Origin of the sequence: Dyadobacter sp. OTU695 (assembly GCF_038440355.1) — a bacterium.
In the GTDB taxonomy this organism is placed as follows: Bacteria; Bacteroidota; Bacteroidia; order Cytophagales; family Spirosomataceae; genus Dyadobacter.
Window position 1 is genome coordinate 59,338 of record NZ_JASATN010000021.1, and the last position, 16,397, is coordinate 75,734.

Genomic DNA, 16,397 nt, shown 5'->3' on the forward strand with positions numbered 1-16,397 from the left:
TATTGTATATACAAATGTAACCGAATGCGCAACAAAATTGCACACCGGTTACAAAAAATTATAGAAGCTTAATGTCGGTGTTCCTCTGCCTGTCGATCACTTCCAGGTAAGGCCCATGTTATGGAACAGAAATGCGTAAATATCCGCCTGGGTTTCCAGCGCTTTTTTCGTGTTGCTCGCGCCGTGACCGGAGTTGGTATCGATCCGGATCAGTAACGGATTGGAAGACGATTTTCCCGCTTTTGCCTGCAATTCGGCTGCATATTTAAACGAATGCGCCGGGACTACGCGGTCGTCGTGATCGGCGGTGGTGATCATCGTGGCCGGGTATTGGCCGCCTGCTTTGATATTGTGAAGCGGGGAATATCCGTACAAAACCTTGAATTCCTCCGCATTATCACTACTTCCGTAATCGGCGATCCAGTTCCAGCCGATGGTGAATTTGTGAAACCGAAGCATGTCCATTACGCCCACAGCAGGGAGTGCTACTTTGAAAAGCTCCGGACGTTGGTTCATGACCGCGCCCACGAGCAGCCCGCCATTGGAACCACCCTGAATAGCAAGGCGCTCCGGCGAGGTATATTTTTCACGGATCAAATATTCAGCCGCGGCGATGAAGTCATCAAACACTTTTTGCTTTTTGAGCTTCATACCCTGCTCGTGCCATTTCTCGCCGTATTCGCTACCACCCCTCAGATTGGTCTGAACATACACCCCGCCCTGGTCAAAAAACGGGATACGGGTGGGACTAAACGCAGGTGGCAAGCTGACATTAAAGCCACCATAACCGTACAGTATCGTCGGGTTGGTGCCGTCCAGTTTCAGGCCTTTTTTATAAGTAATGAATGCAGGAACGCGCGTTCCGTCTTTGCTTGTGTAAAATACCTGTTTCGTTTCATAGTCGGAAGGCTTGAATGCTACTTCCGGCTCCCGGAAAACGCTGCTTTTCCCGCTGGCAATGTCATAGCGGAAAATCGTCGACGGATAGTTGAAAGAAGTGAAGGTATAAAACACGAATGTATCCTCCTGATCGCCCCCAAAACCTACTGCCGAACCCAATCCGGGTATTTCGATCTCGCTTTCAAGAACGCCTTCGGGGTTGTACACGTAGGTGCGCGAGGTTACATCCTTCAAATAGGACGCAAACAGCTTCCCACCTGCCAGCTGCGCGAATTCCAGTGGCTCCTCACGCTCCGGTAACACCGTTTCCCAGGTCCTGCCAGCCGTTTTGAAAAGCATTACCTTGCCATTTGGCGCATTATCGTTGGTTTCAATCAGGAAATCAGGCCCCAGGTTTTCGATAACACGAAAACTTGCGCCGGTGATCTCCTCGCGAATCGGCACAAAACGGCTTTCACCCTTTTTCATGACCCAAATCCCATTGCCATCCTTGCCCTTTCCGCGATCGCTCACGCTCAGGATTGCATATTCCTCATCCTCCGTAGTACCAACGGTGTGGAAGCGTTGCGGGTTTGCCGCGTCTTCAAACACCAGTCTATCCTGCTCCTGCGTAGTACCGATCCAATGGAAGAATACCTGGTGGTTTTCGTTTTTCGCGGCCAGCGCGCTGCCATCCGGCTTCGGATAGCGGCTGTAATAGAAGCCGTCGCCCTGCCACGATGCACCCGACACTTTTACCCACTCGACCTTGTCAGCCAGCATGGAAAGGTCCTTCATGTTCATTACCTGGTACTCCTGCCAGTCGGAGCCGCCGTTCGAAAAGCCCAAAACCGCGTAAGCGCCATCTTTGGACAAACTGAAAACGGTAAGCCGCGTGGTACCATCCGGCGAAAGCCTGTTCGGATCGATCACTACCTCAGGCGCGCCGTTCAGATCTTTCTGGCGGTATAATAGGGCCTGATTTTGCAAACCATCGTTTTTGTAAAAATAAAAATAGTCCCCTTTCTTTTTAGGGGCAGAATATTTGGGATAGTTATAGGCCTTTTCGAGGTCTTCAAATATTTTTTCCTTGAAAGGAATTGCATTCAGATAGCCGAATGTGACCTCATTCTGCGCCTTCACCCAAGCTGCCGTTTCCTCGGACCGGTCGTCTTCAAGCCAGCGATAAGGGTCGGCCACTTTCTTGCCGTGGTACTCGTCATAATGCTCCTGCTTTCTGGTTTCAGGATATTCCAGTCGCTGCGCATTGCCTGGTTCCGACAATGCCGATGCCGTCATTAAAGTCATCAGAAAAGTTTTTGAATGCATAAAAAAGGCCGCTACTTAATGATTTCCACTTCCAATGAGCTGGGAGCATCGGCCTGATGATAAATCGTGTGTTTGGCTGTCGTAAAATCCGAATCCTGCGCTTGATAAATGTTCTCCACGTACTTCTGCGGGTTACGGTCGAAAAGCGGGAATGCCGTGCTTTGAACCTGCACCATAATGCGGTGGCCTTTTTTGAAAGTATGCAATACATCCTGCAAGCGGAATTTCAGGTCGGTTACCTTGCCAGCCACAACCGGCTCGGGTTTTTCAAAGCTGTTGCGGAAGCGGGCGCGCATTACTTCGCTGCGTACCATTTGCTGGTACCCGGCCAGTACCACTTTCGGATCGGGCATATAGGCGTGGTTCTTTTCATCGTCCGGGTACACGTCGATCAGTTTTACGAAGAAATCGGCATCGGTACCTGTGGTTGCAAATTTGAGCAATGCATTGATCTCCCCACCCAGGGTAACGTCTTCGGTCAGGATATCTGTTTCAAAAACCAACACATCCGGGCGCGTAGCTGCAAAGCGCTGGTCTTCCGACATGTATTCGAACGGCGTGAAACCTGACATTTGCTTGTAATTAGCCGTGTAAGGCACCGGTTTCGACGGGTCGCTCACATATTCGGTCACCGATTTGCCTTCTTTCGGTGCATTGAAATCCAGTTTACCTTTTGAATGAAAATACAGCTTACGCTTTTCGGCATTCGCTACCGGCCATTTATCAAAAGTCTTCCATTTTTTTTTGCCTGTATCAAACAAATAGGCCTCCGGCAAACCGGTCTTTCCGTCGCCTGCTTCTTTCAAAAAGTGTTTGAAGAATTTAGCTTCGATGTTATTCTGGTAAAATGTGGCAATGCTATCCCCGAAATAAATGTCGTTGTGCAATGTATGCCCGGTTTCGCGGCTCCAACGGCCGTGACCGAAAGGTCCCACTACCAGGGTATTGTACATGGAAGGGTTATGCTTTTCAAGCGTTTTATAGGTATTTAAAGGACCGTACAAATCCTCGGCATCGAACCAGCCTCCCACGGTCATGAATGCATGTTTCACGCCTTTCAAATGCGGCAGAATGTCCCGCTTTTTCCAGAACTCATCTTTGTTAGGATGGTTGACAGTCTCCTGCCAGAAAAAATTCTGTGAATAGTATTTGTCAAAATTCTTCAAGGAGCCTATTTCCAGGTTGAATGTATAACCATCCGGCTTCGGCGTGAACATTTCGCCCACAAACCACGAATCCGTTGTTGGCTTGGGCGGCTTAATGCCGAAAACGGGGAATGTGAGGTAATATCCCTGGGTAAATGCGCCGTTATGATGGAAATCGTCAAAAAAGAAATCGGCGATCGGTGCCTGTGGCGACGAGGCTTTCAATGCGGGATGACCGGCTAATGCGCTCGCTGTGGTGTAGAATCCCGGATAAGAAATGCCCCATTGCCCTACCCTGCCATTGTTGTTCGCGACGTTTTTGAGCAGCCATTCAATGGTGTCGTAAGTATCCGATGCCTCGTCGACGTCGTTGTTGCTCTTTTTCTGGTCTATGTGCGGGGTCATGTTCGTCCAGGTGCCTTCGCTCAGGTAACGACCGCGTACATCCTGGTACACGAATATGAACTTGTCGCGCATCAGTACCGGGCTCGGGCCCAGGCGTGGCGGGTACTTGTCGGCGCCGTATGGAGCTACGCTGTAACAAGTACGCTGCATTAAAAAGGGATACTTCTTGTCGGGAGACGCGTCTTTGGGTGAATAAACGATCGTGTGGAGTTTCACGCCGTCCCTTACCGGAATATCGTATTCCGCTTTTGAATAATTTTCCTGGATGTACTGCAGGTCCGAAGCAACCTGTGCATAAACATGCTGAGCCAACACGAATAGTGCTGCGCAGAGTAGATTTTTGATCATAGCTTGTGATTATTTTCTCTTATAGTAATTCAAAGACACGCCGGCCGCATTTCCCTTTTCACTCAATGTATAGAAACCCTTGCCCTCGTTTTCAAAACAGATCGCCTCGCCCTGCGGTTCAAGAGCAACTGTCAAAGTTTTGTTAGCAGATTTAACGAGCGTCTGGCCGACTGCTTCCCCGCTGCTTCTTTTCCAATAATATACGCCCAGATAGGTACGGACCACTATTTCATTCCCATCTTTGGAAATACTGCCTGCCGTCGCAAGCGCTACCCCAGGAACTGTGCCAACCTTTTCGGCAACGCTTACGTCTGTGGTCGACTGTGGGTAGCTCAATTTATAAATATTGGAATTAGGCGCTTCCTTTGACAAAATGAAAATGTCCTTTGTAACCGGGTCTACGATCAACGCTTCTGCATCGCGCGGGCCGTCGGGGTAGCTGAAACTGATCTTTTGCAATGCATTCTGGCTGAAAGAACCATCGGTACTGTTGATTTCCGGAATGCGGTAAATAGTATTGGTAGCGGTTGCGGGCTGATTGTTATTCCCAATATCCGCAATGTAGACGTAAGACACGCCATTATCGGGTCCGGGGCCTACCGCCACTTCCTCCCAGTCATGGTTATTACTACCGGGTACATGATATTCCTTAATGTTTTTCCCGTCCTTGCTGATCAGGTAGAGTGCATTGGGTTTGCCAGAGTCCTGGATCGTCCAGAGATAACCGGGCATGGCAGCACTGGCAGCCAGGCCCGATGCTTCATCGACGATACCGGTAGCTATCGGGAATTGTTCGGGGGTAGCTTCAAACTGGTCGGACAAGCCATTTCCTCCGGGCGCCGGCTCGGGGTCGTTGCATGAACAGGTTACACAAAAAACAAGTGAAGAAAGAACCAGCCCCACTCGTCCGGCCACACTGTCATATACTTTCATAAAAAACACTTCATGTTAGATTTGCTAAAAATACGTACTTTTGCGGCATTTATTATCAGCGACTTTCATTATATCAGTATTAAAATAGTTATATGTTACGTACACATACCTGCGGGGAATTAAGCTTAGGACATGTAAATCAAGACGTTGTATTGTGTGGTTGGGTTCAGCGCGTCCGCGACAAAGGAGGCATGATCTGGCTCGACCTGCGTGACCGTTACGGCATCACCCAGCTTCTTTTCGAAGAGGGCAAAACCCCCGCAAATGTGTTGGAAACCGCCCGCTCACTGGGCCGCGAATTCGTCGTTTCGGCCAAAGGTTCGGTGATAGAACGTCTGGCGAAAAATGATAAGATCGCCACCGGCGACATCGAAATCCGCGTGACAGAGCTCAGCATTCTGAACCCAGCGAAACTGCCACCGTTCCTGATTGAAGACGAAACTGACGGCGGTGACGATATCCGCATGAAATACCGCTACCTAGACCTTCGGAGGAATGTGGTACGCAAAAACCTGCAACTGCGCCATCAGGTCGCACGGTATACCCGCGCTTACCTTGATGAATTGAACTTTATCGAAGTAGAAACGCCGGTCCTGATCAAATCGACGCCGGAGGGCGCACGCGATTTCGTCGTGCCAAGCCGTATGAATCCGGGCGAATTCTATGCATTGCCACAGTCCCCGCAGACATTCAAACAGCTTCTGATGGTGGCCGGATTCGACCGTTACTACCAGATTGTGAAGTGTTTCCGCGACGAGGATTTGCGTGCAGACCGTCAGCCCGAGTTCACTCAAATCGACTGCGAAATGTCGTTTGTGACCCAGGAGGATGTTCTAAATACATTCGAAGGGATGATCCGCGAGCTTTTCGCCAAAGTGAAGGGCATTGAGCTCCCGACAGTTCCCCGCATGACCTACGCTGACGCCATGCGCCTCTACGGGTCCGACAAGCCGGATATCCGTTTTGATATGCAATTCGTCGAACTGAAAGGGGAAGACCGGGACCTGACTTCCGGAAAAGGCTTCGGTGTATTCGACGATGCTGGTCTTGTAGTGGGTATCAATGCTTCCGGCTGCGCAGCTTATACCAGAAAACAAATCGATGAGCTGACCGACTGGATCAAGCGCCCTCAAATTGGCGCGAAAGGATTGGTGTATGTTCGTTACAATACCGATGGGTCGATCAAATCGTCCGTTGACAAATTCTATACGGAAGAAGAGCTTAAAAAGTGGGTTGAAGCGTTCGACGCCAAACCGGGCGATCTTTTGCTGATCCTTTCCGGGCAAGGTGATAAAACCCGCAAGCAACTCAACGAGCTGCGTCTCGAAATAGGCTCACGCCTGGGACTACGCAACCCTGACGAATACCGTGCCTTGTGGGTGATAGACTTCCCGCTGCTCGAATTCGGAGAAGAGGAAAACCGCTGGTTTGCGATGCACCACCCATTTACCAGCCCGAAACCGGAAGATATCGAACTACTGGATAAAAATCTGGGATTGGTAAGGGCTAATGCATACGATATGGTCATCAACGGCGTTGAAGTTGGCGGAGGTTCTGTGCGGATATTCGAAAAAGAGCTGCAACGGAAAATGTTCGAGATCCTCGGGTTCTCGGCCGAAGAAGCGCAAGAGCAATTTGGCTTCCTGATGAATGCATTTGAATTCGGCGCCCCTCCTCACGCCGGTATCGCATTCGGTTTCGATAGGCTTTGCTCTATTTTCGGCGGTGCGGATTCGATCCGGGATTTCATTGCATTCCCTAAGAACAACTCCGGCCGTGATGTGATGATCGATTCGCCTTCGACCATATCGGAAGGCCAATTGAAAGAGCTGGCAATTCGGGTAGAGGCCGCAAATTCGTAGCCAAAACAGGATCGATCTGCCAGATAATTTAAATAAAATAAGATTTTGTAGATTTGCCCCGGGCATAATTTAAATTTAACCGCAGGACCATCCGGAAACGGATCGGTCCTGACTGTAATTAAACTACACTGCATGCATTATCAATCCTTTGTAAGAAATTATTTCAGGAATAGCTTCATGTTGATGCTCCTCTTAGCCAACATCGGGGTTTTTGCTCAGAACAATACTTCTCCTCAGCTTCCTACGACGGACCCGACACAGCCAAAAATTGACCCTTCGCAGGTTACCAACCAGCAGGCGGTCGACTTTTATAACCAGGCCAAATCGGCAGGGATGTCGGATATGGACATCGAAAGAGCCGCGTTGCAGAGAGGCTATACACTCGATCAGATATCTGCCATGCGCAAACGGCTGCAACAGAAGCCGGACGAGAGGAAAGTGGACGATCCGAACCGCGATGAACTGGATGAAACCCGGGATCAGGACGATGCGGATGAACTGGACGATGAAGCCAACAACGAACGCGACTCTACCAGTCTGCGTCGTGCACGGAACCGCCGGTTGACACGCACTTTCGGTTACTCGTTCTTCTCAAGGTCGCGCTCCACATTCGAGCCTAACCTGCGCATTGCCACGCCCCGGAACTACATCCTCGGACCGGAAGACGAAATCGTCGTGGACATTTACGGTAATGCGGTGGATAACTTCCGCATGAAGATCAGTCCGGAAGGAACGGTAAAAATGCTTAACCTGGCGCCGGTATACGTTAACGGGTTAACGATCGAGCAAGCCAGTGAACGCATTGTACAACGCTTACGACAAGCTTACTCCACGTTGAACCGCCCTGGGTCGGGGACGTATTCGTCTATCACGCTCGGCAATGTACGCAGTATACATGTGATGATCACCGGTGAGGCTGCACGCCCCGGTACTTATACCGTATCCTCGCTCGCAACTGCATTCAATGCGCTCTCCATTTCCGGCGGCCCGAGCCTGAACGGCTCATACCGCAATATTGAAGTAATCAGGAACAATAAGGTCATCCGAAAAATCGACCTTTACCGGTTCCTTGTCGATGCAGACCTACATGACAACATTGCCTTGCAGGATCAGGACATTATCCTGATCAGGCCATTTGAAACAAGGATTGAATTGAATGGACAATTAAAACGCCCCGGTATTTTCGAAGCAAAACAAGGCGAGAGCCTGGCTAGCATCATCCGCTATGCCGGCGGGTTTACTCCCGAAGCTTACACCAAGTCTTTCACTTACCAGCGGAACACCGGTACCAACTACATGATCGGAAGCATCGACTCCGTTCAAATCGAAACTTTCACCCCAAAGAATGGTGATATTTTCAATATAAAACGGATACTGGATATCGTATCAAACCAGGTAGAGGTCCGTGGCGCAGTTACATTGCCCGGCCCATACGCATTGGAAGAGCGCTGCAATTCGGTTTTGAAATTGATCCAGGCGGCACAGGGCCTGAGCCCACGCGCGTTCCTGAACAGGGCTATCCTCGAAAGGTCCAGCGGCGATACCCAAACGGGCATTGTGGCGATAGACCTTAGAAAACTCGTTAACGGCGAAATAGCGGATATTCCGTTGCTAGCAGGGGACATCCTGACGATCAAATCCGTGGAAGACCTTAAAGAATTTACGTTCCTGACCATTTCAGGATCGGTGATCAACCCGGGCAACTATTATTATTACAAAGACATTACCATTGCCGACCTCATTTTCCAGGCGGGTGGCTATACCGAAGGCGGTATCCCCTACCGCATTGAAGTATCTCGCCGCGTGAAGAACGATACGCTCGACCTGCCATCTTCGCAGAACGTCCGCATTTTCTCAATCGATGTCGCCGATAACCTGGTACTTAATCCCGATGACCAGAAATTCAAACTGCAGCCGCAGGACATCATAGTCGTGCGTAAATCGCCGCGCTATGAGGCCCAAAAAGCAGTTACGATCATGGGCGAAGTAAGGTATCCCGGCAATTACACCATTATCAATAATTTCGAACGTATTTCTGACCTGTTCGGTAAAGTAGGCGGATTGCGGCCCGAAGCATATCTACCCGGAGCACGTTTCTACCGGGGACAGGAGCTGATTGCCGTCGATATTCAAGCGATCATCAACAAGCCCTCACTCCCATCGAACCTGTTGCTGATGCATGGTGACACGCTGATCATTCCAAGACGCCTGGAAACAGTTCGCATTCAGGGCGGCGTTCACAACCCGTCGGTGATGAATTTCGACTCGAAGTTTAGCTATGAGGATTATATCTCACAGGCGGGTGGTTATACCGAGCAAGGCTGGAAAAAACGTGTTTATGTATCATATCCTAACGGCAGGACTCACAGAACGAAAAATTTCCTGTTTTTCAGGTCTTTCCCCAAAGTTGAACCGGGCGCTGTTGTAACGGTACCGGTGAAAGTAACACAGCCGGATCGTCAGAGAACACCCGGCGAACGTATCGCATTGTTCTCGTTCATCGCATCGATTGTAAGTACGGTCACCCTGGCGGCAATTACCCTGAGCAGATAATTAATCATGATATCCCATCCAGAAAAAAAGCCGCAAGTAGCTGACAGCAAGGAGAGATCGTTCGATGCTTCGGAAATACGTTTTACCGATATCATCCTGTTTGTAGGCAAGTATATCAAAATGTTGATGCTGATCGCGATACTGGCTCTGATAGGAGGCGTATTGTACAGCTACACGCTCCCCAAAAAGTATGAAGCAAAAGTAAGCCTGCTACCTGAATACGGTACCTCAAAAAGGGGTTCGTTCTCGTTGCTGGGTGCGGGGCTTAATGGTGACGGTGCGGAAAAGCTGCAACCCGACCTTTACCCGACGATTATGCAGAGCTCGCCGTTTGGTGAATACCTGCTCAAACAGCCAGTTGTCGACCAGGAAAACAAATCGTATAAAACGCTGCTCGATTTTATGAAGGCACAGGCAAAACCGGGACTATTATCCGGCCTGTTCTCTTCTTCTTCTTCGTCGAAAACCCCTAAAAAGGAGATCAAACTAAACAAAGAGGGAATCCTTTCGTACTCTCGTCAGGAGCAATCCAATATCGCCGGCGCGATTTCCCTGCTTTCTGCGGAAGTAGATCAAAAAAGTGGTGTAATCGAGATCAGCGCTGAAACAATTGATCCTTTTGTTTCGGCGATCGTCGTGGAAGCGGCTCAAAAGTACCTGATCGACTATGTAGAAGATTATCGCTCCTCCAAAGCGAGCCAACGCGAGAGTTTGCTTGCCGACCGTGTGAAGGAAGCCAAAGCCAGGCTTCGCACAGCCGAATACGCACTCCAGAGCTACCGCGATCAAAACAGGAATGTTTTTTCAAACATTGCAAAAATCGAAGAACAACGATTACAGGCTGAATATGTGTTGTCCGAATCGTTGTACAGCGACCTCGTGCGAAGATACGAGCAGGCCAAAGTCAACGTAAAAGAAGAGCGGCCGGTTTTCAAGGTGCTCGAACCAGTGAAAGTACCTTTGGCGAAAAGCAGTCCGAAACGGTTGCGCATCGGTTTGATTTGGGGCTTTCTGGGAGGATTTTTCACCCTTCTATATATCATCATCTTTAAAGAAAAGGTAATACAGAAGATCGTTTCAGGCGCCAACGAATAAGAATCCGGCGCGCCATACTCAACTTTGTACACATGCTTAATATTTTGAATTCCCCGTCTACCCCGCAGGTACCTGCAAAACTCATTGCTGTCCATCTGAAATCCGTTCAAATATAACTGGTCGATGAAAGTTCAGCAGGAAATCAAGAGGGGGGCGATCATCGTATTTATCACGAAGTATAGCGGAATATTACTGGGGCTGGTTGTCAATTCGGTGTTGGCCAGGCTTCTTTCTCCGGCTGAGTTCGGAATCGTCGGAATCGTCACCGTTTTCATTACGTTCTTTAATATCCTCAGCGACATCGGACTAGGCTCCGCAATCGTCCAGAAGCAGGATTTCGGCAATAAGGATTTTTCCGACATATTTAAAATAAGCGTCCTGATCAGCGTCGTACTGGCGGTCGCATTTGCATTGCTTTCATACGGCATTGCAGCCTTTTACGGCGATAAAGTCTACATACCTATCAGCCAGTTACTCGCCATTCAGGTGTTTTTCAGTGCGCTGTCGATTGTTCCCAAGAACATGCTCATCAAGGCACAGGCCTTTAAAACCATTGGCTTCATCGACGTCGGCTGTGCATTTCTGACAGGATTGCTGGCTGTCGTGCTGGCCTACCAGAATTTCAGCTTCTATTCTATTATCTGGCGCTCGATTGCCTACAGTGTGCTCGTCTTTGCGCTGTATTTTGCCAATTCCGGGCTGAAACTACAGTCGGGTATTTCCTTCTCTGGCATCCGGGGAATTGCTAAATACTCTTCATATCAGTTCGCATTCAACTGCATCAACTATTTTTCCCGGAATCTGGACAATATCCTTGTCGGTAAGTTTATCGGCAATGCCGGGTTGGGTCTTTATAACCAGGCTTATCAGTTGATGATGTACCCGGTATCCAATCTCACCCATGTGATCACCCCGGTAATCCACCCGATCCTGGCGAAATATCAAAACAACAAAACAGTTATTTTTCAGGAGTATATCAAAATAGTCAAAATACTGGCAATCCTCGGTTTACCGATATCGGTTTTCGTTTATTTTTCTTCGCCGGAAATCATCCACATATTCCTGGGCGAAAAATGGACTGAGGTCGTTCCTATCCTCCGAATACTAAGCATATCCATTTGGATTCAGATGATCATGTCCAGCAGCGGCTCGATTTATCAGGCGGCAGGGCGTACCGATCTGCTGTTTACCGCCGGTCTGCTTTGCGGCGCGATCATGATCGTGTCGATCCTGTTTGGTGTTTTGTATTTTAAATCACTCGAACAGACAGCCGTTCTGCTCGTCGTTGCCTTTTACCTCAACTTTGCAGTTGTTTTTTACGTGCTGATCAACACGGTTCTGCAACAAAGCGTTTTCAAACTATACGCATTGCTCGCGCGGCAGATCCCATCCGTAGTTATACTGATACTCGCCTACCTGGCGGAGGCAAACTTTGCGAAAGATTGGACTACCGGGCCTTCCATGCTGATTATTTCGCTGGGGATCAAACTTTGCATTATGGGAATGGTTACCGCCATTTTCAACTTTCCGCTCATTGAACCTTATGTCAAAAAGCTTAGCGCCCTGAAAAGCAAGTCATGAGGACCGATACGAAACCTAAAATATTGTCATTCAGCCACTATGGGACGCTTTACGGCGCCAACAGGTCACTTTTGACATTGCTAACCGCTACCCGCGATCAAATCGACTGGTGGGTTATCTGCCTGGAAGATGGCGACTTTGTGAAAGAACTTGCCAATAACGGCATCGAATTCAAGATTGTCACCTTTGCCAACGATATCCACAAGGTTCCAAGAAATCCTCAATGGTTTCATAGTATTAAAAGATTTGCATTCAATGTTACAGCCGCACTATACATCGCGGCACTGGTTATTAAAAAACGAATCGATCTGGTCCATACCAATTCGTCAGTGATATTCTTCGGCGCGCTCGTTGCATTCTTCTCGGGCCGCAAACATTTGTGGCACATCCGGGAGTTCGTCTATGAGGATTACCATTTGAAATACAACTTTGGCAAATCGTCTTTCCGGTTCTGGGCCAACAAGGCAGCCCGTATCATCTGCATTTCAAAAAGCATTGCAGCCAAAAGGGTAATTGAAGCGGGTGTCAGAGCGCCGCATGTGGTAATCTACAACGGGCTGGTCGATACGCTTCCGGCCTACGCTCCGCGTACGCGAAATGAAGTACCCCTGGCAGGCATCGTCGGTATCATCGATCCCGCGAAGGGACAGATGACAGCCGTGAAAGCGGTCAATATGCTTCTCAAGAAGGGGGCTCGTATTAAACTGGAAATTGTGGGGGAAATTGGCGATCCGGCTTATTATGAGGAAATTGCGGCCTATATCAAAGAACAGGAAATAAGTGGGTCGATCAGTTTCACCGGGTTTACCAAAGATATTCAAAGCATTTACCGCCGTCTCGACGTGCTGCTTATGTGCTCTCCTAATGAGGCGCTGGGCCGTGTGACGATCGAAGGAATGATGTACGGCGTTCCCGTGGTGGCATTCGATTCGGCCGGCAGCAGCGAAATTGTGCAACATGAACAAACCGGACTGCTTTACCGGTCCGGCGAACACAGCCTTGCCTTCGAACTGGAAAGGTTACTCAACGATCAATCTTTGTACGCAGGCATAGCCGAACGTGCGCGGGAACATGTTTTCCAAAATTTCACGATTTCAAAATATCGCGACAACTTTCTCAGGGAAGTAGAAAGTTGCCGTAAAAATTAAGTCATGCAGCATCCCAAAATTTCGATCATTACAGTTGTCAGGAACGGCGAGAAGGACCTCGAAAGTGCCATTAAAAGTGTCGTCAATCAGACGTACGACAATATTGAGTATATCATTCTGGATGGCCTGTCGACCGATAGTACGCTGGATATCATCCGGAGTTACGAGGATCAGATCGCACTTTGGAAAAGCGAGGCCGACCGCGGGATTTTTGACGCCATGAACAAAGGACTTGATCTCGCCACAGGCGATTGGGTCTATTTTCTCGGCTGCGACGATGTATTGGCATCGCCTACGATCATCGAAGAAGTGGTTGCCGAGTTCACCCATGCCGACGTTATCTATTACGGCAACACCTATCTCAAAAAAAGTAACCAGATTTATACGGGTAAAGTAAGCAAATGGAATATTGCACTGCGGAACATTTCACACCAGGCCATTTTCTACCCCAAATCCGTTTATAAGCAAAAGAAGTATAACTTAGACTATAAATTAACTGCCGACCACGTTTATAACCTGGAACTATACAGCCGCCTAGCCGGCGATTTCGTTTATATGCCCAAGCTGATTTCAATATATAACGATCTGGGTATGAGCTCTGTCAATGTTGACCAACAGCATAAGAAAGACATCGTCGGCATTGTTTTCGATAATCTTGGAGGTGCGGTAGGTACTTACTACTGGTTCAGGGTGAAGCTTTCGAATTTTAAAAACAGCTTGAAAGGTGGGAAATGAGTTTTTCGTACGAGCGATTCTGGATAACTGGCTCTATTACGGGGCCGTTTATGCTGGATTTCTATGCCTTTACCTTTTCCTTTACCGAAAGATCTACTGGGGCATCCTCGATCCGCTGTTGCTGACGGTCATCAACCTAACCGGTGGAGCGTTTTGCGTTTACTTCCTGTATTCCGACGAAACCCTGAAACCGATCTACGGCTGGTCATTCGTAGGGACTGAAATCGCATTGTTTCTGGGGCTAACGATCGCCGCGTACATTCCCGTGGTGAAGCTCGGGGGCAATACGAATAAAGTTGAAATCCCGACCCAGGGCATAAGCGAGTTCGATGTCTTCCTTTTCGTGCTTTGTATCGCCTACGTTCTGGTAGAAGTTATCAATTTAAAAACGGTAGGTATCGTACTTCTCAACAAGGAAGAAAATCACGTTTCCGTGTATGGGGGCCACGGGATTATCCGCGCATTTGTGACTTCCTACCGGACATTGGTGATCATGTCGCTCTACTACAAGGTCATCTACCTCAAAAAGCGGTTTAGCCTCTTCGAAATATTCATCTGCGGTGTACTGCTACTAGACATTGTCACCAGCGGATCGAAGTCGGCCATAATTGTTTTCTTCGTCACTTACTTTCTTATCACCTACCCAATGGTCATTCAGGGGAGAATGAGCACGATCAAGCTATCGCTACCTCTTATAATCGTTTTGCTGAGCTTTCCCGTTGCCATCGTCATGATCTCGGTGGGTGCCGATGCATCCTCTGCCATCCAGCAGGTTGGCTTGCGGCTTATGTCGAGTGGAGATATTTTTTTGCTGGGCTATTACGACGATGTAATGGACAGCATCCAGGAATCGTCATTTTTCAAATATGCCTTTTATCCGGGTTGGGGGACAATCCTGAAAAATCTTGGTTTTGAGATCATTCCCCCTGAACCGATCGGTGTGGATGTGTTCGCTTTTTATTCGGGACGCAGGACATCCGGCGCAAACGGACGGTACAACTACCTGGCCTATCATTTCTTCGGACTTTGGGGCGGGATCATCTATGCGCTGATCATCGGATTACTGGTGGGATATTTGCGCAGCATGTATAAGAGTCTGAACCCACTGAATATGAACTATTATTCGTTCCTTTTCATGGTGGTGCTGATCAGTTGTTCAACCCGCCTGATCGATGACATCCTGCTGTTTGGTAACACAAGCTTCTGGGCCCTGCTATTTTTGACAGTATCTTATGTGGTAGCTAAAATCCTGTATATGGTGCTCCAAGTGGTCACCAGAACAAAATCGTATGCCTAATATTGTCTTTTTCATTTATAATATCTCGGCAGTCGGCGGAACAGAACGAGTAGCTTCGATCATTATAAACGAACTTGCTAAAAGGAACTATAGCGTTCACGTACTGGGCCTCTACGGCGATCCCGAGAAAGTTTTCTTTCCTTTCGAGACGAATGTGCAAGTTACCAGCCTGCATATCGACGATATGAAAGGCGTCAGCAAAATCCTTTATTCGCAGCACAGGATACGGCAGTTCATCAACAGAAACCAGATCGACACATTTGTTACGGTTGAATCGATCATGGCTACCTATTCAGTTCCGTCACTGGCATTTACCGGCATCCGGCATGTCGTGTGGGAGCATTTCAATTTCAAGGTCAACCTGGGTATTGCGGCCAGGTCCTTTGCGCGGCAGCTTGCACTTTATTTCGCCGATAAGATCGTTACCCTGACGGCCCGTGATGTCCAATTCTGGAAACAAGGCGCATGGTACCGTAATGCCGAGCTGGTGCACATTCCGAACCCCATGTTTCTGGAAGAGCAAAAATTGAATGAAAATCCTTCTAAAACAGTCATTTCTGTCGGAAGGCTTACATTTCAGAAAGGGTTTGACTTGTTGGTGGATGCCTGGGAAGGAGTACCTGCTGAGCTTCGGAAAGAATGGAAGCTGCTCATTATCGGCGACGGGGAGGACAAACCTCTCCTTGAAAAGAAAATCGCTGAATTGGGTTTGCAAGATTCTGTGGAATTTGTCGGAGCTACAAAAGCCGTTTTTACCTACTTCGAAAAAGCGTCTGTCTACTGCCTTAGCTCGCGGTTCGAAGGCCTGCCCATGGTACTTCTGGAAGCATTGGCATTTCACCTTCCAATTGTAGCATTCGATTGTGATACCGGACCAGAAGAGCTGATCGAGCATGGAGAAAACGGGATTCTGGTCGAAGCATGCAATGTAAACAAACTGTCGGAATCGCTGACTACTCTCATGCAAGATGACGGCCTCCGCGAGCGCATGAGGAAATATAAGTCGCAAAAATTGCGTACACTTGAACTGGGCGGCATCGTGGAGCAATGGAGCCGCGTATTGAAATAAAAACTCAGCACCTTTGAG

General features: G+C 48.6%; 11 protein-coding genes. 8 read left to right on the plus strand and 3 right to left on the minus strand.

Annotated elements, in window-relative coordinates:
- Nucleotides 1-96: 96 nt before the first annotated feature.
- From AAHB90_RS27240 to AAHB90_RS27250, 3 genes are read right to left on the minus strand one after another with little or no spacing between them, the layout of a single operon-like run.
- Nucleotides 97-2,187: a prolyl oligopeptidase family serine peptidase gene (locus AAHB90_RS27240; RefSeq protein ID WP_342088403.1), complete on the minus strand. Its 2,091-nt coding sequence runs from the start codon at nucleotides 2,185-2,187 to the stop codon at nucleotides 97-99.
- Nucleotides 2,188-2,219: 32 nt separating this feature from the next.
- Nucleotides 2,220-4,106, minus strand: coding sequence for a CocE/NonD family hydrolase (locus AAHB90_RS27245; protein WP_342088405.1), 1,887 nt, complete (start codon nucleotides 4,104-4,106; stop codon nucleotides 2,220-2,222).
- 9 nt (nucleotides 4,107-4,115) lie between these two features.
- Complete coding sequence (locus tag AAHB90_RS27250; protein ID WP_342088406.1) at nucleotides 4,116-5,039, minus strand: PE-PGRS family protein; 924 nt, start codon at nucleotides 5,037-5,039, stop codon at nucleotides 4,116-4,118.
- 92 nt (nucleotides 5,040-5,131) lie between these two features.
- Between AAHB90_RS27250 and aspS the strand changes: the two genes are divergently transcribed.
- From aspS to AAHB90_RS27290, 8 genes are all read left to right on the plus strand, one after another.
- Nucleotides 5,132-6,901 (plus strand): aspartate--tRNA ligase, encoded by a 1,770-nt coding sequence (gene aspS / locus AAHB90_RS27255; protein ID WP_342088407.1) that lies wholly within the window; start codon nucleotides 5,132-5,134, stop codon nucleotides 6,899-6,901.
- 132 nt (nucleotides 6,902-7,033) lie between these two features.
- Nucleotides 7,034-9,454 carry an SLBB domain-containing protein gene (locus AAHB90_RS27260; RefSeq protein ID WP_342088408.1) on the plus strand — a complete coding sequence of 807 codons (2,421 nt, stop codon included), beginning with the start codon at nucleotides 7,034-7,036 and terminating at the stop codon, nucleotides 9,452-9,454.
- A gap of 6 nt (nucleotides 9,455-9,460) precedes the next feature.
- A complete protein-coding gene (locus AAHB90_RS27265; RefSeq protein WP_342088409.1) occupies nucleotides 9,461-10,549 on the plus strand; it encodes a lipopolysaccharide biosynthesis protein in 1,089 nt (362 codons plus the stop codon).
- A 123-nt stretch (nucleotides 10,550-10,672) separates the two neighbouring features.
- The gene (locus AAHB90_RS27270) at nucleotides 10,673-12,130 is read left to right on the plus strand and encodes a lipopolysaccharide biosynthesis protein (RefSeq protein ID WP_342088410.1); all 1,458 of its coding nucleotides are present in this window, start codon (nucleotides 10,673-10,675) and stop codon (nucleotides 12,128-12,130) included.
- The gene (locus AAHB90_RS27275) at nucleotides 12,127-13,278 is read left to right on the plus strand and encodes a glycosyltransferase family 4 protein (RefSeq protein WP_342088411.1); all 1,152 of its coding nucleotides are present in this window, start codon (nucleotides 12,127-12,129) and stop codon (nucleotides 13,276-13,278) included. Before AAHB90_RS27270 ends, AAHB90_RS27275 begins: the two co-directional genes overlap by 4 nt.
- Before the next feature lie 3 nt (nucleotides 13,279-13,281).
- Nucleotides 13,282-14,013, plus strand: a complete 732-nt coding sequence (locus tag AAHB90_RS27280; RefSeq protein ID WP_342088412.1) for a glycosyltransferase family 2 protein — start codon at nucleotides 13,282-13,284, stop codon at nucleotides 14,011-14,013.
- On the plus strand, nucleotides 14,003-15,310 hold the full coding sequence (locus AAHB90_RS27285; protein ID WP_342088413.1) for an O-antigen polymerase: 1,308 nt from the start codon (nucleotides 14,003-14,005) through the stop codon (nucleotides 15,308-15,310). Before AAHB90_RS27280 ends, AAHB90_RS27285 begins: the two co-directional genes overlap by 11 nt.
- On the plus strand, nucleotides 15,303-16,379 hold the full coding sequence (locus AAHB90_RS27290) for a glycosyltransferase family 4 protein (RefSeq protein WP_342088415.1): 1,077 nt from the start codon (nucleotides 15,303-15,305) through the stop codon (nucleotides 16,377-16,379). The genes AAHB90_RS27285 and AAHB90_RS27290 overlap by 8 nt, the downstream gene beginning before the upstream one ends.
- Nucleotides 16,380-16,397: the final 18 nt, after the last annotated feature.

Coding starts and splice junctions, on each gene's coding strand:
- aspS (WP_342088407.1), top strand. CDS start 5,132: ATGTTACGTACACATACCTGCGGGGAATTAAGCTTAGGACATGTAAAT.
- AAHB90_RS27260 (WP_342088408.1), top strand. CDS start 7,034: ATGCATTATCAATCCTTTGTAAGAAATTATTTCAGGAATAGCTTCATG.
- AAHB90_RS27240 (WP_342088403.1), bottom strand. CDS start 2,187: ATGACTTTAATGACGGCATCGGCATTGTCGGAACCAGGCAATGCGCAG.
- AAHB90_RS27270 (WP_342088410.1), top strand. CDS start 10,673: ATGAAAGTTCAGCAGGAAATCAAGAGGGGGGCGATCATCGTATTTATC.
- AAHB90_RS27265 (WP_342088409.1), top strand. CDS start 9,461: ATGATATCCCATCCAGAAAAAAAGCCGCAAGTAGCTGACAGCAAGGAG.
- AAHB90_RS27290 (WP_342088415.1), top strand. CDS start 15,303: ATGCCTAATATTGTCTTTTTCATTTATAATATCTCGGCAGTCGGCGGA.
- AAHB90_RS27275 (WP_342088411.1), top strand. CDS start 12,127: ATGAGGACCGATACGAAACCTAAAATATTGTCATTCAGCCACTATGGG.
- AAHB90_RS27250 (WP_342088406.1), bottom strand. CDS start 5,039: ATGAAAGTATATGACAGTGTGGCCGGACGAGTGGGGCTGGTTCTTTCT.
- AAHB90_RS27280 (WP_342088412.1), top strand. CDS start 13,282: ATGCAGCATCCCAAAATTTCGATCATTACAGTTGTCAGGAACGGCGAG.
- AAHB90_RS27245 (WP_342088405.1), bottom strand. CDS start 4,106: ATGATCAAAAATCTACTCTGCGCAGCACTATTCGTGTTGGCTCAGCAT.